The 17,814-nt window shown below is 32.5% G+C and carries 28 protein-coding genes and 1 pseudogene; 22 read left to right on the plus strand and 7 right to left on the minus strand.

Annotated features, from left to right (window positions below):
* Positions 1–438: 438 nt before the first annotated feature.
* Entirely contained in the window at positions 439–1,560 is a 1,122-nt protein-coding gene (locus JM172_RS14445; protein ID WP_214483073.1) for a cytochrome D1 domain-containing protein, read from the minus strand.
* Positions 1,561–1,841: 281 nt separating this feature from the next.
* Between JM172_RS14445 and JM172_RS14450 the strand changes: the two genes are divergently transcribed.
* Both JM172_RS14450 and JM172_RS14455 read left to right on the plus strand, forming a co-directional pair.
* The gene (locus JM172_RS14450; protein WP_214483074.1) at positions 1,842–2,375 is read left to right on the plus strand and encodes a C1q-like domain-containing protein; all 534 of its coding nucleotides are present in this window, start codon (positions 1,842–1,844) and stop codon (positions 2,373–2,375) included.
* Between the two features lie 244 nt (positions 2,376–2,619).
* On the plus strand, positions 2,620–2,910 hold the full coding sequence (locus JM172_RS14455) for an alpha-helical endospore appendage domain-containing protein (protein WP_214483075.1): 291 nt from the start codon (positions 2,620–2,622) through the stop codon (positions 2,908–2,910).
* A 403-nt stretch (positions 2,911–3,313) separates the two neighbouring features.
* Here JM172_RS14455 and JM172_RS25455 read toward each other — a convergent pair whose 3' ends face one another.
* Positions 3,314–3,427, minus strand: a complete 114-nt coding sequence (locus JM172_RS25455) for a YolD-like family protein (protein ID WP_214483076.1) — start codon at positions 3,425–3,427, stop codon at positions 3,314–3,316.
* Positions 3,428–3,454: 27 nt separating this feature from the next.
* On the opposite strand from JM172_RS25455, the gene JM172_RS14465 reads away from it, so the two are divergent.
* The 4 genes from JM172_RS14465 (at position 3,455) to JM172_RS14480 (ending at position 5,865) form a co-directional block, all read left to right on the plus strand.
* On the plus strand, positions 3,455–3,892 hold the full coding sequence (locus tag JM172_RS14465) for a hypothetical protein (protein ID WP_214483077.1): 438 nt from the start codon (positions 3,455–3,457) through the stop codon (positions 3,890–3,892).
* Between the two features lie 234 nt (positions 3,893–4,126).
* The gene (locus tag JM172_RS14470; protein ID WP_214483078.1) at positions 4,127–4,537 is read left to right on the plus strand and encodes a hypothetical protein; all 411 of its coding nucleotides are present in this window, start codon (positions 4,127–4,129) and stop codon (positions 4,535–4,537) included.
* 2 nt (positions 4,538–4,539) lie between these two features.
* On the plus strand, positions 4,540–5,250 hold the full coding sequence (locus JM172_RS14475) for a cohesin domain-containing protein (protein WP_214483079.1): 711 nt from the start codon (positions 4,540–4,542) through the stop codon (positions 5,248–5,250).
* Positions 5,251–5,382: 132 nt separating this feature from the next.
* Complete coding sequence (locus JM172_RS14480; RefSeq protein WP_214483080.1) at positions 5,383–5,865, plus strand: hypothetical protein; 483 nt, start codon at positions 5,383–5,385, stop codon at positions 5,863–5,865.
* Between the two features lie 155 nt (positions 5,866–6,020).
* Here JM172_RS14480 and JM172_RS14485 read toward each other — a convergent pair whose 3' ends face one another.
* Positions 6,021–6,206: a hypothetical protein gene (locus tag JM172_RS14485; protein ID WP_214483081.1), complete on the minus strand. Its 186-nt coding sequence runs from the start codon at positions 6,204–6,206 to the stop codon at positions 6,021–6,023.
* Between the two features lie 380 nt (positions 6,207–6,586).
* Here JM172_RS14485 and JM172_RS24820 point away from each other — a divergent pair, with 380 nt between their 5' ends.
* Positions 6,587–6,952 carry an H-type small acid-soluble spore protein gene (locus tag JM172_RS24820; RefSeq protein WP_250886681.1) on the plus strand — a complete coding sequence of 122 codons (366 nt, stop codon included), beginning with the start codon at positions 6,587–6,589 and terminating at the stop codon, positions 6,950–6,952.
* Positions 6,953–6,972: 20 nt separating this feature from the next.
* Here the strand turns inward: JM172_RS24820 and JM172_RS14490 are convergent.
* Positions 6,973–7,514, minus strand: a pseudogene (locus JM172_RS14490) (IS3 family transposase); the annotation flags it as partial.
* On the opposite strand from JM172_RS14490, the gene JM172_RS14495 reads away from it, so the two are divergent.
* The 4 genes from JM172_RS14495 (at position 7,505) to JM172_RS14510 (ending at position 10,378) form a co-directional block, all read left to right on the plus strand.
* Positions 7,505–8,098 carry a S8 family serine peptidase gene (locus JM172_RS14495; RefSeq protein WP_214483083.1) on the plus strand — a complete coding sequence of 198 codons (594 nt, stop codon included), beginning with the start codon at positions 7,505–7,507 and terminating at the stop codon, positions 8,096–8,098. The pseudogene JM172_RS14490 and the gene JM172_RS14495 sit on opposite strands and share 10 nt — an antisense overlap.
* 14 nt (positions 8,099–8,112) lie before the next feature.
* Positions 8,113–8,889: a hypothetical protein gene (locus JM172_RS14500; protein WP_214483084.1), complete on the plus strand. Its 777-nt coding sequence runs from the start codon at positions 8,113–8,115 to the stop codon at positions 8,887–8,889.
* Between the two features lie 217 nt (positions 8,890–9,106).
* On the plus strand, positions 9,107–9,466 hold the full coding sequence (locus tag JM172_RS25460) for a TraX family protein (RefSeq protein ID WP_214483085.1): 360 nt from the start codon (positions 9,107–9,109) through the stop codon (positions 9,464–9,466).
* A gap of 276 nt (positions 9,467–9,742) precedes the next feature.
* Positions 9,743–10,378 carry a DUF4085 family protein gene (locus JM172_RS14510; protein ID WP_214483086.1) on the plus strand — a complete coding sequence of 212 codons (636 nt, stop codon included), beginning with the start codon at positions 9,743–9,745 and terminating at the stop codon, positions 10,376–10,378.
* Positions 10,379–10,780: 402 nt separating this feature from the next.
* On the opposite strand, the gene JM172_RS25465 is transcribed toward JM172_RS14510, so the two are convergent.
* Positions 10,781–10,918 carry a YolD-like family protein gene (locus JM172_RS25465; protein WP_214483182.1) on the minus strand — a complete coding sequence of 46 codons (138 nt, stop codon included), beginning with the start codon at positions 10,916–10,918 and terminating at the stop codon, positions 10,781–10,783.
* An 883-nt stretch (positions 10,919–11,801) separates the two neighbouring features.
* On the opposite strand from JM172_RS25465, the gene JM172_RS14520 reads away from it, so the two are divergent.
* From JM172_RS14520 to JM172_RS14550, 7 genes are all read left to right on the plus strand, one after another.
* Positions 11,802–12,038 (plus strand): DNA-binding protein, encoded by a 237-nt coding sequence (locus tag JM172_RS14520; protein WP_214483087.1) that lies wholly within the window; start codon positions 11,802–11,804, stop codon positions 12,036–12,038.
* Between the two features lie 189 nt (positions 12,039–12,227).
* Positions 12,228–12,404 (plus strand): YHYH domain-containing protein, encoded by a 177-nt coding sequence (locus tag JM172_RS14525; RefSeq protein ID WP_214483088.1) that lies wholly within the window; start codon positions 12,228–12,230, stop codon positions 12,402–12,404.
* Between the two features lie 208 nt (positions 12,405–12,612).
* Positions 12,613–12,831, plus strand: a complete 219-nt coding sequence (locus tag JM172_RS25470; protein WP_352223583.1) for a topoisomerase DNA-binding C4 zinc finger domain-containing protein — start codon at positions 12,613–12,615, stop codon at positions 12,829–12,831.
* A gap of 609 nt (positions 12,832–13,440) precedes the next feature.
* On the plus strand, positions 13,441–13,713 hold the full coding sequence (locus JM172_RS14535; protein ID WP_214483089.1) for a helix-turn-helix transcriptional regulator: 273 nt from the start codon (positions 13,441–13,443) through the stop codon (positions 13,711–13,713).
* A 170-nt stretch (positions 13,714–13,883) separates the two neighbouring features.
* The gene (locus tag JM172_RS14540) at positions 13,884–14,150 is read left to right on the plus strand and encodes a helix-turn-helix domain-containing protein (protein ID WP_214483090.1); all 267 of its coding nucleotides are present in this window, start codon (positions 13,884–13,886) and stop codon (positions 14,148–14,150) included.
* A 2-nt stretch (positions 14,151–14,152) separates the two neighbouring features.
* Positions 14,153–14,356, plus strand: a complete 204-nt coding sequence (locus JM172_RS14545) for a helix-turn-helix domain-containing protein (protein ID WP_214483091.1) — start codon at positions 14,153–14,155, stop codon at positions 14,354–14,356.
* A 261-nt stretch (positions 14,357–14,617) separates the two neighbouring features.
* Positions 14,618–15,130, plus strand: coding sequence for a type II restriction endonuclease (locus JM172_RS14550; RefSeq protein WP_214483092.1), 513 nt, complete (start codon positions 14,618–14,620; stop codon positions 15,128–15,130).
* Positions 15,131–15,610: 480 nt separating this feature from the next.
* On the opposite strand, the gene JM172_RS14555 is transcribed toward JM172_RS14550, so the two are convergent.
* Positions 15,611–15,790, minus strand: coding sequence for a hypothetical protein (locus tag JM172_RS14555; RefSeq protein ID WP_214483093.1), 180 nt, complete (start codon positions 15,788–15,790; stop codon positions 15,611–15,613).
* Positions 15,791–15,893: 103 nt separating this feature from the next.
* Here JM172_RS14555 and JM172_RS14560 point away from each other — a divergent pair, with 103 nt between their 5' ends.
* Both JM172_RS14560 and JM172_RS14565 read left to right on the plus strand, forming a co-directional pair.
* Positions 15,894–16,079: a hypothetical protein gene (locus JM172_RS14560; RefSeq protein ID WP_214483094.1), complete on the plus strand. Its 186-nt coding sequence runs from the start codon at positions 15,894–15,896 to the stop codon at positions 16,077–16,079.
* Positions 16,080–16,139: 60 nt separating this feature from the next.
* Positions 16,140–16,469, plus strand: a complete 330-nt coding sequence (locus JM172_RS14565; RefSeq protein ID WP_352223553.1) for an N-acetylmuramoyl-L-alanine amidase — start codon at positions 16,140–16,142, stop codon at positions 16,467–16,469.
* A gap of 171 nt (positions 16,470–16,640) precedes the next feature.
* On the opposite strand, the gene JM172_RS14570 is transcribed toward JM172_RS14565, so the two are convergent.
* Positions 16,641–16,970 (minus strand): YolD-like family protein, encoded by a 330-nt coding sequence (locus JM172_RS14570; RefSeq protein WP_214483096.1) that lies wholly within the window; start codon positions 16,968–16,970, stop codon positions 16,641–16,643.
* Positions 16,971–17,100: 130 nt separating this feature from the next.
* Here JM172_RS14570 and JM172_RS14575 point away from each other — a divergent pair, with 130 nt between their 5' ends.
* Positions 17,101–17,268: a hypothetical protein gene (locus JM172_RS14575; RefSeq protein ID WP_214483097.1), complete on the plus strand. Its 168-nt coding sequence runs from the start codon at positions 17,101–17,103 to the stop codon at positions 17,266–17,268.
* Positions 17,269–17,364: 96 nt separating this feature from the next.
* The gene (locus tag JM172_RS14580; protein WP_214483098.1) at positions 17,365–17,733 is read left to right on the plus strand and encodes a DUF3221 domain-containing protein; all 369 of its coding nucleotides are present in this window, start codon (positions 17,365–17,367) and stop codon (positions 17,731–17,733) included.
* Positions 17,734–17,814 lie beyond the last annotated feature (81 nt).

Raw genomic sequence — 17,814 nt, forward strand, 5'->3', positions numbered from 1 at the left:
TAGTTTCTAAGGAATACTTTGTCATTAAAAACTGCACCTCCGTTGTTAGTTTTGTCTAACAATTGGGGTGCAGTTCAGAACTAAGCCGATCCACTGAGGGAATCGTTATTGTAAGGCCGTCGGTGTTACAGCACCTTCGGTCTTTCTTATTGTATGCAGTAATAGCTTGTCTATGATTAGAATATCATAATTATTGGGAAATGTAAAAATTGTGGGAGATATTTAATCTTCTTTTCAGCGGCACCATTTTTTAACTACACTTTAATTTTTTCGTACTTAGAACAAAGTTTATGTATATAAATGAATATCATATTCAAATCTAGTTTACATAATAGCAACTATAGGAATCAATATATTAGTTCCAGTTCTTCAGAAATGAAAAATTGGAACTAATATTATCTTACATAATGAGAAATCTATTTTGAGGTATATCATAGTTTAGCACTCATTACCCCCATTAGGTGTGATAGACAAAGCAATTGGGTTCTCTCCGACAGGTACCGTGGCAATTACCTGATGAGTTTTCACATCTATGACAGATACAATCCCATTATTTGGGGAAGACCGAGTATTTACGACATAAGCCAATTTACCATCGGGCGTGAAGGCTACAACCATTGAGTTCTCTCCCACAGGCAGCGTGGTAATCACCTGATGAGTTTTCACATCTATGACTGACACAGTCTCGTTATTTGGGGAACATCCATTATTTACGACATAAGCCAGTTTGCTATCGGGCGTGAAGGACACATTAAGTGAGTCCTCTCCCACTGGTACCGTAGCAATTAGCTGATGAGTTTTCACATCTATGACAGAAACAGTCCCGTTATTTGGACAAAATCCGGAATTTACGACATAAGACAATTTACCATCGGACGTGAAGGACACATCACGTGAAAACTCTCCGACAGGTACCGTAGCAATCACCTGATGAGTTTTCACATCTATGACAGAAACAGTCCCGTTATTTGGGAAAAATCCATTATTTAAGACATAAGCCAATTTGCTATCGGGCGTGAAGGACACATCACGTGAGTCCTCTCCGACTGGTACCGTAGCAATTAACTGATGAGTTTTCACATCTATGACAGAAACAGTCCCGTTATTTGGGAAAATTCTGGTATTTACGACATAAGCCAATTTACCATCGGACGTGAAGGACACATCAAGTGAGTCCCCTTCCACAGGCACCGTGGCAATCACCTGATGAGTTTTTACATCTATGACAGACACACTCCCGTTATTTTGGGAAAACCCATTATTTAAGACATAAGCCAATTTGCCATCGGGCGTGAAGGATAAAGTACGTGAGTCATCTCCCACTGGTACCGTAGCAATCACCTGATGAGTTTTCACATCTATAACTGAAACAGTCCCATTATTTGGGGGAAATAGATTATTTAAGACATAAGCCAATTTGCCATTGGGTGTGAAGGATATAGCAAATGAGTTCTGTCCCACAGGAACGGTGGCAATCACCTGATGAGTTTTTACATCTATGACAGAAACAGTCCCGTTATTTGATCCAAATCCATTATTTACGACATAAGCCGTTACCATAAGAAGCACCTCATATATCAGTTTTATTACCTTAATATATGAACTCTTGTTTGAACATGCGCCACTATATTTATTGGTGAGGTTCGTGAAAGTCTGTTTAAGATTGTATGCCATATTCAAATCTAGTTTACATACATAGTAGCTATCGGAACTTATGGTAATATGTACTATTTGTATAGACTTCTACACATTTTAGTCACGTTATATATTTTAGTCCAATCTTCTATAACAAATAACCATACATATAAAAGTAAAAATAATTATAGAAGGTGAAAATAATAATGAAGGATAAAGATTGTAAATGTAGAGTTGTTCCACCACCACCACAAGGACCTCAAGGACCACCGGGGAAACAGGGACTTCAAGGGCCTCAAGGAATACCTGGTCTTTCTGATCCTCAATCAGCATTTAGAGCAGAATTAATCAATGATATGTCTTTTGTTGGGGGGACATCCGTAGAAGTTCTTTTCCCTAATGTAGTATTTGATTTAAATAATGAATACTCTCCTCTTACTTCAACATTTACCCCTAATCAATCCGGAGTTTATGTTATATATGCTACCGTTCGTTTTAGAGCAACAGATTCTAATATTAACAATTCTGCTTCGTTAACAATTTTTTTAGGTGCTCAAGTTTTAAGTAGGGCAACTAATGTTTTTGTACCACCTTTTATTACGGGTGAGAATTCTATTACTACAAGTACCGTAGTACAATTACAGCCTGGGGATACTGTAGATGTTGTTTATTCAAATACTGTAGATGGGAACCTTATGTTTGATACAACTTTTGGAGCTGCAAGAGTACCATCACCTTAATAAAGATTTAGCTGGCATGTAAGACCGTCAGCTTTTTTGCATATCCATGTATAGGTTATTCAATTCTAGTTTACATAATCATAACTATAGGAACTTATTTAATACATATAAATTAGAGAAATCTATCTAGTTAAAAAATATAATTTATTTGTTTTCATTTGTTAATAGTCATTTAAACAAGCAGTTCTTTTTCTATTACATATAATTTTAATGTAAGTCAAATGAGAAGAGGTGACATAAACAAATGGGGATGCCAGTAGCACCAGAACTACCACAATATAGTGAGGAAAATGTTCTTTTATTTTTATTAGTTACAGTTGGATTTGAAGAATTAGCGTTAGCACACATTATGAACGCTGAAGGTGAGAAAATTCAAGCAGCAGTTGCAGCATTCGAATCTGATAGGTTAGTAACTATTCGTGATTTAATGGATGTTAATAATAATGTTTCAGAAACACTCAAACGTGTTATTCAAAAAGAAATCCTATTAGACTTCAAAGTAGACGATATAAAAGAATTACTTGAACGAAGATAGGTAACTAAATTATAATTCTCTAATAGATGGTTGGGGTTATTTGTTAATTAACACCTCCCACTTAAATCTATATTAGAATGAATCAAGGTAGGTGAGTGGGGGGCATTTTCATACTTTGGTCTATTTCGATTCAATCAACTCAGATGATAACTACATCCCACTTTTTACAGGAATATGGCCTCATTCTAGTCCTAAAAATAGTTAAAGAACATGACTGTCTTACAAGTGACAAGTGGTAAAAGGAATTGAAAAAGTAGATAACATTAAGAGAAATAATATATCTTAGTGCTATAAACGTTAGCTGTCTTTAAAATAACGAATACAAAAAACAATACTTGCATAGTATAAAATACATCACGAATGACGACCACGAAAAAACAGCCCTGCAAAGCATGTGGGGCTGTTATATTATTTGTACATTAATTATATCCTCGAATCTTATACGGTGTACTTCCTCAAATTTATCCACTACTCTTATATGTTTGTTGAGCTGATCTACATAGTGAATATGTCCCATGAATGGTTTAAAAGCGGAGGCGGGAATATGAAAATAAATTTTACTGGGATATCAATTATTATTCTAGCAATATCTATCTTAGTCAGTTCAATATTTATCTCCAATTCTTTATCAGACATGGCAAAATCTAATTCAGTTAGTTCAGTCAATTCAGTAAGTGAAAACAGTAAAATAGAAATGAGATTATATAGTAAATCAGAAATAGCTGAGTATATGGGGATTACCCTAAGTGAATTTGATGGAATAGATTTAAATCAAGTTCTTTTAGGCAGTGGGATTCCATTCATACGTACAGATGATGATAATTACTATACTATTCTTGGATTCAAGAGTGGTTGTCAAACAATGATACATATTCAATCAATGACAATAAGGATTTTATTAATAATTGAAAAAGATAAAAGAGCATGTGGGAGTTTTATATGCTCTTTTTATATGGAAGATTACCGGTTAAAAAAATCATGAACAATAGTAAGGAATATATTATCAGCACTCTCATGAGTGATATTAGGGATATAGCTATTTGTGAAACCAATAAAATATCCATTTTATTGGATTTTTCAGCAGTTACAATTTACATTCATTTTGATTAGTAAACTTAATGGACATTGTGTCTACAAAACATTAGTATGAATTTTTTTGATAGAATTATAAATACAATTTACTAAAATATAATACTAACAGAGGAGGATTTTTTTCATGAAATTATCGAAGAAAGTATTAGCTGTCACAATTTTTTCATTATTTGCATTAATATTACCGTTAGTAGTGATGCCAAGTACTACAAGTGCCTATGTAGGTGAACAGATCATTGATACACCACAACCAGATTGGTCGAGGTATGATGATACAGATGGTTATATAACTTATGAAGGTGATGGTTTTTGGATGCAACATCACAATCTTCCTTTTGGAGGATCTTATAATACTACTGCGGTAGCAGGAGATAAAATTAAATTCAATTTTACTGGTACGAAACTAAGGTTATTAGCTACGTATGACCACTTTGAATATACTCACAACTCTACAGTATATGTTGATGGTATACCATACCCAATCAATCAAAATGGCTATCTAGGGATGAACCAAGTTGTTTTTTTGAGTTGCTAGATTTGGAAGAGAAAGAGCACGTCGTTGAAATCATAAATGAAGATGCTTGGGAACTTGTTTTAGATGCGGTTGACATTGGTGGTTCGGGTGTATTATTACCTTTTGATGATAGTGTTATTGGTACAACTGAATTAACATTAGATCTGCAAACAGAAAAAAATGAAGTATTTAGTACAGAGGAATTCACAGTAGATGTATGGTTGAAAAATGGACAAGATATCTATGCAGAGGATTTCAATATTATTTACGATGATACATTATTTGATTTTGTAGGTGCTTCAACTGGAGATGGCATAGACTTTTATTATACAGAGGAAGATCCAGGAAACACATTGCGTTACATTCTTGCTAGTCAAGGGCGTGATTTCGGTATAAATGAAGATGCTGTTTTAGTAACCTTAACATTTAAAGCAAAATTTTCTGGTGGGTTTGGAAAAATCGTTGTGGAAAATGGTCTTGTTGCTGATAAATACGGAAATGAATATGCTCCTTCCTTAACTGAATTAGAGATCAATGTAACATTAGCCGATGGTGATGTAAATAATGATGGTAAGGTAACACTTGGAGATCTTGCGATTGCTTCATATGATACTGGAGTATCAAGCGAAGAAGTAAGTGAAGTAGAATCTGATGTGAATTTAGATGGTGAAATAAACGAGACAGATTTACATGTAATTGTACAAGCAATTTTAGATACTGAAAATGGAAATTAATAGCTTATTGGATTTTAACCCCTACTCTTTTGAGTTGGGGTGTTTTAGTAGTGGCTTGGGTATAGTACAAAAAACTAACTAGTAAACAAAAGTGATAAAGTGTTTAGTAGCTATAGTATAGGAGGATTTAAATTGAAAAAGATGATAGGTTTATTGTTGATACTAATAGCAGTATTAACATCTTGCTCTAATGAAAATAATTCTAAAAATGTAAACGTATTTAATGGAGAGGAAGAAATAGAGTATGAACACATATTTAGTGGAGAAGGTCAATATTGGAAAGGCGAAGTTATTATAACAGGTACATCAGTATGGGAAGATGAAAAAGAAAGGTATGACCACGAAAGAAGTGAAGAATTTATTATAAACTATATCGGAGAATTCAATGATCTCTCACAAATAAATACCCTTACATACACATACGAAACATCTAATGGAAGTGTGGGGCGGACATTGAATAATTTGGAAATTACTGAACCTCTATCTGAGGACGCTTTTAATTTCAATTATTCTTCTAAGAGTGAGTCAATAGTTCAAGAGGACGAAGTAATAAAAGTAACAGTAAAATGGGATCAATTTGAAGAAGTATTTGACTTAATTAATATAAATAATTAACCCTGTTCTTTAAGATAAAGCAGATTCAAATAAACATAATAGAAATTGTGGTTACTGCTATTTAAGGATAAAACTGAGATGTGTGCTAGGAAAAAAAGTACCTCACCAGGAATGGTGAGGTACTCCAAATGACATTAAATGATCAATACGCACTATCATCCTTCAGGTGGACAAATTTTATTAAGAGAAATACCATCTGGAGCTGGATCACAGTTCTCACCGCCACCAGTGCTACCGCCATCATCAGGAGGAGGCGGTGGATAATATGCGCTAGTTGTACCTAATCCCATCCCGAAAATTAATGTAAAGGCTGCAACAAACATCATTAGTTTTTTTCTCATGGACACACCTCTTATTTTTAATTATCTGAACATTTAGATTATACCAACTATTTACGATGTCGTCTATTGTTTTTGCATAATTTTCCTTTTTTTCTATCTTATAGACATTTAAAAGTAAACTCAATGATTATTGTGGTTAATAGAGCTAATTCTAGCCCTTATTCTATTTAGATCTGGAAAATGTAATTCACAATAAAAGCTACATTTTAATGCATGGATGAAAAGTGAAACTTTTAACTAGAGATGTAACTAATTTTTAGTATCTTTTTTACAAATTTTGTTTGTTTAATCTATAATTATTGACCTAATTTATGTCCAATCACGAATAGGAATCACTGCATATGATATCGTATTCATTTTGTGATAATGGAGGTAAAACAATGAGTCAATATAAGAAGGTAACAACGTGTTGCGGAAGTACAATCAAGGAAGATAAGACGTGTGATTGTCCGTGTCAGTTAATTATCGCCCTTTTAAACTTACTTTATCGTGTAGACGCAGGAGATACGCGGGTGCTTTATAACGGTAGACCGGTCGGGTTACACGGGGCTGTTGATTACGAGGACGGAGGAACAGCAACTGTAAAATTTACTGCAAACGGAATTGAACAAACGATAATAGTTGATTCAGCTAATGATAACGTAATGTATTCATTTGAAAATGTAACGAAAATAGAAGTGACATGTGTGGGTGATACGTGTGTAGGCAGTGTTGGTGTAAACGGAATGACAGAACCATGTAGATAAATCATCTGCACGGCGAACCCACATATGTAATGCCATTTTTTATCAACCCTTACATATGTTAAATCGCTTACGACAACGGAAAACGCTTCGTTCCGCGTGAATTTACGGTTTAGTTCATTGGAATATTGGTCCTCATTTGGCTTTTCTGAATGGGGTTTAAACTGTGCGACAGTATATTTAGAAACCAGTCCTAGTTCTTTCATGATTCTACCAATGCGTCTTCTAGAAACAGCTTTCCCAAGCTTTATAAGTTCATGTTTAATTTTGCGTGTCCCGTAATTCTGTCGACTCTCATGAAAGATTCGAACAATATGTGATGTGATATCATCCTCATGAGTTCGGTGTTTTGCTTCATAATAAAACGTACTTCTTGGGAGTTGTAGGACTTGGCACATTGCTGATATCGAGTATTTGTGTTTGTTTTGCTTAATCACATTTACTTTTTGTCCTAGTATCAGCGCGGCTTGCTTTAAAATATCATTAATTGCTTGTTTCGCTTACGTAATTCTTGCAGTTCCTTTTGTTCCGGAGTTAGGTTGTCCTTCTCTTTGAATGACCCGGAATTTTGGTTTAGTAGGTGTTGCTCCTAGTGCAGATATCTATCCTGTAAAAGTTCTAGACGATTTTGGACAAGGAGTAGTATCAGATGTGGAAAAAGGAATAGAGTGGTGCATTAAGAATAATATAGATGTGATTAATATGAGCTTCGCAGTTCCTGAAGATGATCCTCTGCTTAAAAATTCTATAAATAATGCTTTAGACCACGGTATCATCATTATTGCATCTGCTAGCAATTCCTCGGATGAAAATGTGGGGTATCCAGCCTCTTATCCAGGCGTTATATCAGTATCTTCTGTAGATATAAAATATAGCAAGTACATAAAATCATCAAATGGAAAAATTGATTTCAGTGCTCCTGGTGTTCATATAGTCACGACATCAAAGGACAATGGTTATGAAATAGTTGACGGGAACTCTATAGCAGCACCACATATTACTGGTCTTGTTGCTTTATTACTAGAATACGATAGAGAATTAAGTTTAAGTGATATCTATAGCATGCTCAAATCTATGTCTGTTGAATTGGGTATTCCAGGAAAAGATAAAGTATTTGGAGAAGGTTTTGTTAGGCTAACACACAAATAAGAGGAGATATTAATATGCGTTCATTTTTTAAAAAATCTTTAGCAATGATTTTATCTGTTTGTATAGTATTGATGAATTTAGGTTCGACAAATATAGCAAGAGCAGATGATGCTGATAAAGAAAATGAAATAGATTACAAGGTAGTAGAAACAAGTGATGATCTTGTGACTGTAATGACAGAGTATAAAGGTGATGAGCTTTATGCTACTTTAGATAAAACTACTAATGAAGTTACATTAGAAACAGTTGAAAAACCTAAAAGCTTATTAAAAAATGGTGAGGAAAAAAGAACAAAATATAGGGTAGAAGTTGAAGAAGCACACACAAATGGATATATTTTAGCAACAGTAATTGACGATAAAAGTAAAGAAAAAATTAAAATTGAAAAAGGTGAAAACAAAGGAAAAGAGAAAATTGATAAAGAAAAAGAAGAAGAAAATATCGTAGTTGCTCAAATACCTTTATTAGCTGGTGCAATCATAGAGTGGGGGGCTGCGGGTTTACTGGCTGCATTATTTGCAGAAGCAGCATCAATAGCAATAGCTGGAATCATAGCGTATGAGATTGCAGAAGCATGGGAAGAGATGAATAAGTCTAAATATGATTATTGGACAGCAAATTTAGACGAAGATAAAACTGATGTATTTATTGGGCCTGCAATCCCGAATAGAAGTGCTGCTATTGAATGGATACAAGTAGCAAACTCTGAAGAAAATAATGTTTGGGCTAGAACTAAGGATAAGGCTATTGATATTGCGAAAAATAGTGGTAAGATAGAAACTTATATTTAACATTCAAACTCTCAGCACGGAGAAGGTTATTACATGCACTATCATCCAGTAGATACTGCAACTTGGTACTGCAGTTATTGGGGAAATAAACAAAATAGAAAAAATCACGTTTGGTATTGGTAAATTAAAGGGAGGGGCGATCTTATGAGTAGTAGTTTTACTTATAGATGCCCTTTTTGAGTTTTAAAAACAAATAGTATAAAAGAAAGAGTATAATATGATTAAAGTTATCGCATCTTTAACTATGACCATTGACCACATAGGACAAATATTTTACCCTGATATTACTATATTGACTTTAATAGGGCGTTTATCGTTTCCCTTATTCACATGGGGGATCGCATCCGGAATTAAGCGTACACAAAACTTTAAACGCTATGCGTTACGATTATTCTTATTGGCAATTATATCTCAAGTGCCATATTATTATTTATTTAATAATGATTATATAAATGTGGTCTTCACCTTATTATCGGGACTTATTATTTTAATAATATTTGAAACCAGATTAAATATTGTTATTAAATATATAAGTATATGTACTATTGCATTAATAAGTGATGCGCTTTTTTTTTGAATATGGAATTTATGGTCTTGCTTTAATTTTTATCTTCTACATTTTTTACAATAAATTATATCAAGTTCTTTTCTTTCAAATAATAGCTACATTTGCAGGAATATATATATGGATTTCATTCATTTCAACTATTTTCAATTCTATCGATTTTTGTAATTATATTCTTAGAAAAATATGATTATAAGCTTCCTTGGTTGTTTCAGTACTTTTTCTATCCTGTTCATATGATTGTATTACTAATATTATCTAAAATTATTATTTAGAAAGGGTGATATGGTGAAATATATTACTAATGAAATATATGAAAAAAAAGCAATTAATGAATTTTTTGATTTAATGGATATCTTTGATTCAGAGAATGATGACGCAAACTTAGAAAAAACCATACTTCAAGAATTCCAAATGGTCAAACCTTTTTTACTAAAACATGTGGGTGACTCTATATTGAACAATTTTTCACTTAATAGTGTTACTTGTTTTTCTGAGGAATCAATGGCCTTTGTAAATAATTGGAGAGAGCGTTTTCAATTAGAGATTAAAGAGTGTAGTGAACAATATAATCTATATTATAAATCAATTGAACGAAAACTACCAAAAAATGCAATTAATTTAGTGAAGACATATTTTCATGATGCAATGATAATTGCCTATAATCAAACTGATAAAAACACCGTAACAATCTCTTTAGATTGCTATGGAACTACTTTGATTGTTTTCACAGGTGTAAAATTTTTTTCTTTCTCAAAAATAAATCAGGGTATATTTTGGTTAGATCATGAAATATATTTGTCTGATATTGGGGATTTTGAATTAAGAGTTTCTATAGAAACAGGAAATGTTAGAAAAGATGAGTTTTGTATTGTAGCTGATGATGTTATTTTTGAAAAAGGAAAGACATTTATATCTGAATAATTGATGGTCTACCACAATCGAAGTTGATTTTTGAATTTGTAGTTTTTCGCAACTTGATGAAGAAGTTCTTAAACTGAACTGTAGCACTCCACTATTTAAGTAGGGCTAAAGACAGTGCTCTTTTACAGCCTTAGCATTTAATTGTTTTATCTAAATATCTAGATAACTCCAGTGGATTAAAAGCTCTATTAATACAATAAAAGATATTAAATTACACATCTTTCTGCTAGAAGGGTTTTTATGGTACTATTTACTGTGAATATATAATATAAGATTGATTATATCGTAAAAGTCCTACAATTTTGTAACCGTTGATATTTGCAGAAGCAAGATATCAACTCCACGAAAAACAGCCCTGCAAAGCATGTGGGGCTGTTATATTATTTGTATGTTTATTATGTCCTAAAATTTAAGCTTATGTATTTCCTCAAATTTATCCATAATTCTGATATGCTTATTGAGTTGGTCAATAAAATGAATATGTCCCATACAAGGTTTGAATGATCCATCCTCAAAATATGTAACAGTTACCTCTCTTATAAACTAAATAGCTTCAAGGATTATATTGTTTATTTCTTCTATTTCATGCTCATCTAAGACAGGCTTTTCCACTTTATAATATCCTTTGCTACTTTCATCATTTTCATTTGTTCCGGCTGTATAAAAGCTGGCATCCAGTTCACAATCCCTCTATATACGAAATTATGTTCGGATAGTGAAGACTAAGTTAAAAATTATAGTGATTTTCCTACACGACTAATGGATAATTTTTATAATTTGTTATTGGATAGGATAGTCATACTACCTCCTCTTTACTTTCATGATTAAAGGCTTTTTTTATTTTGCATTTATTATCCTATAGTACGTGAATGAAAAGATGTTTTTGTTTGAGGGCGCTCTAGCAACACTATTATAGAAAATATATTATTTTTTACTAATAAATCCAATTATTATCAATTTATATTAACTTAAGTCAAGGTTATTGATATATTAATAGTATAGAAGGAGGTGAAAGAATAATGGACATGGAAACTTGGGAGAGGATACATAGAATCACAGCATGGTCGGTAGGAATACTGGTAGGATTAACATCCATTATAAAAAACTTACTAGACCTAAAAGACAGAAGAAAAAACTACAACAAGAAAAACGCATTCCGATTAAGGAATAACGCTAATACTCAAAGTAAGGTAGGAGCAGGTTCGACTCTCCTCCAACCTTACTATCATTATACCATGTCCGTTAAAATTCATGAAAAAAACTGATACTTTCCACATTGTTTTTCTCGTATTGTTTATATTTCACTTTGCGTCATTAGACTATAAAAGTCCAACCAGTCTAGATATTATTGCATCTATTTAAGCTGGGGTATGGCTGCTAACGGCAGCAATTTCCCTGTGGTTAAGAAGGAGGATTAAGCAGCATGACAACTAATGGACTTACTTTTAAAAACAAGGAAGAGCTAAAGATGTTTATAGCTGAAGAGATAATAAATACGTCTGAAGCAATCGAGATCCTCGGTTGCTCCAGGCAAAATTTAAATGATCTGGTCAATAGAGGTGTTTTAACACCGATTAAGGAAATGGTACGTGATAAGTTATTTTTTAAGTTAGACGTGTTAGAAAGAAAACGAGCTACTATTGCAAGGAAACAAAAGTAATGTTTTAGTTTATTTGAAAGACAAGTAGGAATTAGGAAACAAGTGATGAAAGAACTAAACTTGATAATTAGAAATATTTGAGTTCCGGAGATAATCTTGAAATGAATAGTTTAGCTTTAGAATCTGAAATTAATGGATAAGGAAGTTAAACGAGTCTGACGAGAATTTCTTTTAGAGATAGGATGAAAAATGAACAAAAGATTAATAATTTTTATATTTATTCTATGTGTTTTATATATTAATACAGGTGAGGCAGTCTTAACACATTCAGGACGTACAGATTCTAATGGAGGACATACTTGTAGAACTAACTGCAGTAGTTATGACTTAAGTTATGGTCAATATCATTTTCATAATGGAACGTGATCATCAAACACCCCAAGTAACTCTTATACTCCGAGTGATTTTACTACTAACAACATTGATATTAATGATACGAACTTTGTAGTATATCTATTTTGGGGAATAGTTATTTTTATTGTAGTTATATATTTATATAATTCTGAGAAAAAAGCACACCCCCCCACAGGAAAATATAAAAATAAACTCCACGAAAGAAAATTCAAAGGATATAATAGATCATTTTGAACAATTTGGTGATTGTCCAAGTTGTACTAATGGAATTTTAATTAAACGAAAGAGAAGAAAAGATAGCGGAAATTTTATAGGTTGTAGTAAATATCCGAATTGTAAGTATACCGAATCCATAAGAGTATGCAGAAGGTGTATTTTAGATAAGAGAAAACAAGAATTCTATGATTCTAATTTAAAGTCTAAATTTGGATTTATTTGAAATAAATGCAAAAATTAACCGTTTTGTGCAGTGTGTATTTGAGAGTAGGCAGTATCAATAACTATTTTAGTGTTAATGAAGGAGACGGAGGGGAGAGTTTATTTTCGTCTTCATTATTAACTAAAATAGTATTGACTACTTAAGTAAGGCAATAAATATAACAAAATTAACATTTTTTCGAAAAAACAAAAATTTCAAATATACACTACTGACTATTGTCATGGGAGTTAGTATAATTTAGAACAGAAAGGAAGTGAACAAAGGTGGTTGGTTTGAAAAATACATATTCCTTTAGTTATTCAGGAACAAAAGAATTTAGAAAGATCAAGTGAAGAAAGACAATAAAAAGCAGCAAAAGAAACGGAAACACTAGGCCATAAGGAAGAACGGGCTTACATACTTCTTTCATCTAATAGTAGACTATATTCAACCACCTTATATAATTATGAAAAGAATTAATTTGACAGATATTTTGTTCTTGGTCTTATTTTTAGCTTGGATCTCTGATTTAGATTTTTCGAATATGACTGTATTAAAGTGGATCGGAGTCACTGCAGTTGGAGTTTGGTTTATACTACTCTTAATAAAATTATTGGAAAGGTGATTTTTATGAAGTACAGTTTTAACAGCAAAAAAGAATTGATTGAATTTATCCAGGATGAAATATTGACCACTCCTGAAGCAATTGAATATTTGGGGATCTCAAAACAAGCCTTAAACAAGGCGGTTTTTCATGGAAAAGTAACTCCTGTAAAAGAAGTACCACGAATTAAGCTATTTTTAAAATCAGACTTGGATGTTCGAAGAAAAGAAGCTGAGGAGTTAAGGAAAAAATATAGACCGTATGATGATAAAAACGGTGAATTCCCTATACAACATTAATAAGGAGAGTAACAATTAGGCTGTATAAAAACTACAAACATGATCCGGTTGTTGGGGAAGTAGTAGCTAATTTTACCACTGTCCAATAGGCAATCAAGTAAAAAATATCAGATGTAAGTCAAGTAATATTATAAAGAACCTCAAATACAACAACTCAGGAGATGATCTATATGAAGTACCATTTATACACAAGGGAAGAAGTAGAAAAGTTCATCATAGAGGAAGTATTAACAACGTCTGAAGCTATCAAAATCCTTGGAGTCACCAGACAAAGAATGAGTCAGCTTATCAGTTCTGGTAAATTAACTCCAGTTAAAAAATTGCGTGGAGATAGCTTGTTTCTGCGTGTTGATATTGAAGCTAAAAAAGCAGAGCTTGAAGAATTAAGGAAGAAGTATAGACCGTATGAACAAGATGACCTAAAAGGAGCTAAATAAAAATGCAGGAAGTCAACTCTAAACTATCAAAGATATTAAGAGAAAGAAACATGACACAAAGGGAATTAGCGAATCTATCTGGTGTTACTCAGGCTACAATCTCAAGATTTGATAGAAATTCTAGGTTTGAAGCTAAACACCTTTTTGCAATTTCAAGAGCATTAGATACTACTATTGAAGAACTATTTGAGGTAATGGAAGAATAGGTGTTGATGTCAAGTATATCAGCGCTCTTTTTAACACAACAGTAATATAAGAAGAGTTATCAAATTGTGCTGTAAAAAATAAATATAAAAAAATGATCAGAATGCTGAGAAAGTTGTAGTAGAATTAAATATTTTATAAAATGTTCTATCGTATCATGGTAAGTTAGTATTTCAAATACCATGTCTTTTTCGATATAAACATTTTCACCAGATGATATTATTCTCACATGGGTAAAAATTGAATATAGTACATTTAAGGCTTTGGAAAGACATCTTTATAAAGAGTATCTTATTAAACCATTTGGTGAAGTAGATTCGCTCGTTGCTGTTGCTAATACAATTTTAAATAGAAGAAAGAGTAGGGCAGGAAGGAGTTTAGAGCATCATGTTGATTTCTTATTCTCTTCTTTTAATCTACCTTCCTCACATCCAGGTATATCTGAAGGAAACAACAAACCAGATTTTCTTCTACCAAGTAATGCTGCCTATATAGATACATCGTATTATGCAAATGATTTAATCTTCTTAGGTTCCAAAACAACTTGTAAGGATAGATGGAGACAGATATTGAATGAGGCGAATAGAATACCAGAAAAACACCTGTTAACATTACAACAAGGGATATCCTCAAACCAATTTGATGAAATGGCAGAGGAAAAGGTAACATTAGTAGTTCCTAAACCTTATCACTCAATGTATCCTGCAGAATATCAAGACCGTTTATGGACCATTGAAAAATTTATACACTTTGTTAAAGGTAAATATATAAAGTAACTACAGATAACAAAATAGGAGGGGCTTATAGTACAGAAAAGTTCTATCTTTTGTAATTCACCACTATAAAATTAGAACTATTATATAGATTTTTTCTGTTAAGGTCAATTAAAGCAGTTAAATATATATGATGTTTAACTTTCTAGTTCAAAGTTAGAATTTATTTCATAGGCTACCTCTAAGAGTTTTTCTTTTTTTCGGATCTGCTGACCATTTGTTGACAAATTGTTGACAAAATCCTTCAACAATAACCCAAAGTGCTACGAAATAATCAGATAAGTAACTTATGAAAGCACTATAAAACTGGGTTTTGTCCAAGTTTAGCCTGCTCTATCAAACCATGATTGCCACCTTGGCATGGTGGAGGTCAACCTGTTTGGTCACCATAATTAAAACGTACAAACCTCTTGAAATATATGGTATTTTAGTTTTGTTTGGTAATCATCGTTGTGGAATCATGTCAGTGGTGTTTTAACGTATTTAAAATGAACCAATTCTAGCATTTAAATCAAATTGGTCGACCCTAGGTAAACTCGGTTGAAATGCCTGAGAAAATCCAGATTGAAAAGCAAGATTATCTCCCATGCTGTAACATCTTGTTTTTTCAAATAAAATGATAACTAAAAGAATAAATAAAACCAAAACTAAAACTGCGTCCATAAAAATCCCCCCTTTTAACATGATGTAATATATACTATGTCGAAGAATCTACTTTGTCACGATGGTTGTCCTAGGGAAGTACACATTTTTAATAGAAATATTTATGGAACTTTTTTATCATCATATATTTATCGCATATGCTTTCTATTGTCGTTACGAACTAAAACAATTTAAAAAAATAGAAGCTGATTTAAATAAGGTGATAGAGATAGATGAAAACTATTCAATCTATTACTATAATAGGTTGTTTATATACAAGAAATTAAATAAGCATCAAGAAGCAAAGTAGTATTATGAAAAATATATTCAACTTAAGAGGCATCTAGTCTGGTGTCACAGTCCAGGAATGATGTCTTATCATTTGAGAGATTGCAATAAACATGCAATTGGTATTTGTCTTGTAGGTGACTTCCGATATGAAAAAACCACTCCAGAACTGGAACAATCGTTAGGTGACTTACATTCTGCATTAATTAAGGACATGACAAATGATAAGCAGATAAAAGGACACAATGAGTTTCCAGTTTACTCTTGGAAAGCGTGTTCTGTTTTTAATTATAAGAAGGTACTTAAAAACAAGGAGATAGAATATATGAAACTAAAAAAGTGGCAATTTAATGAGTTGGCAGAGACTTATAATTTGGCTAGAGAACAAGGAATTATTACAAGTGATGAGTAGGAGAAGAAAGTATCAAAAGGTGAAATAACAACGGATGAAGCGGTGTTTTTAAACACTGTAAATGTTGTCCGTCCTTTAAAATACGCATACAAATAATAACAATTGCATAATATAAAATACAGCAAGATATTCACTCCATGAAATAACAGCCCTGCAAAGCATGTGGGGCTGTTATATTATTTGTACATTAATAATATCCTCAAATTTAATCCTGTGTATATCCTCAAATTTATCCATTACTCTAATATGCTTATTGATTTGATCTACATAATGAATATACCCCATACTGGGTTTAAACGCACCGTCCTCAAAATACGTCACTGTTACTTCTTGTGTAAACTCCATAGCTTCTAGGATTGTACTGTTAATTTCCTCTATTTCATGCTCATCTAATATAGGCTTTTGCACCTTATAATAATTAGCCTTTGCTTCTTTCATCATCTTCATATGTTCCGGTTGTATAAATGCTGGCATCCATTTCATTATCCCTCTGTCCTTCAAACGTATCACTCCTTTACCAATAGTATATACGAAAATACGTTCGATTAATACGTTAAAAAGAATATATGTTCGTTCATAATGAGACATAAGGAGATGCTTGGAATGAGAGGCTTAAGTACTAGGATAAATAATGATTCTCAGCTCAGATGATTTTTCTCAACGAGGAGACAATGGTGCAATAGTATACGATCCTTATAATTTTTTAATACACCCTATACATTCTGGAGGTGAATTTCCATCCGGAGGAGGTGGAACATATGGACTTTACACTCAAATAATGAACGCTATGGAATTATAGGATATCTTCCCCTATACTAATGATACAGTAATTCACTTGCCAGAATAAATGAACAATGAATAAGCAACAAGTAAAATGGAATTAGAGGGGTTCTATATGAATTTATTTAGATATGCAATTACTGCTGTAATTTTATCTCTTCTTGTATCATGTTCAACGACAAATCCAACATTCGAAGGTTACATTATTGAAAAAAGAGAAGGTAAAGTGTATGAAATCCTTGTAATTAGTAATATTACTAAAGATGATATTGATGATAAATCAAAGGAAGATCTAATATCAGAGGCACAAGAAAATCAATCAGCTTATTTTGCAATTGATAAAGATGAATATGATGAGCTAACTGTTGGTCAAAAGGTTAAGGTTTGGCATAAAAGAGTAGCTGCTGAAACAAAGCCCCCAAAAGTAGGAGCAACAAAAGTAGAAATATTAGAAGAATCGGAGAAGAGTGTGGATAATGAGTAATAAGGGAGAGGAATTTTACGATAAAACATCTTTTACCGTAAGGATATTATTTTAATACATCGCATAAATTATAACTACATC

Source organism: Bacillus sp. SM2101 (assembly GCF_018588585.1).
In the GTDB taxonomy this organism is placed as follows: Bacteria; Bacillota; Bacilli; order Bacillales; family SM2101; genus Nanhaiella; species Nanhaiella sioensis.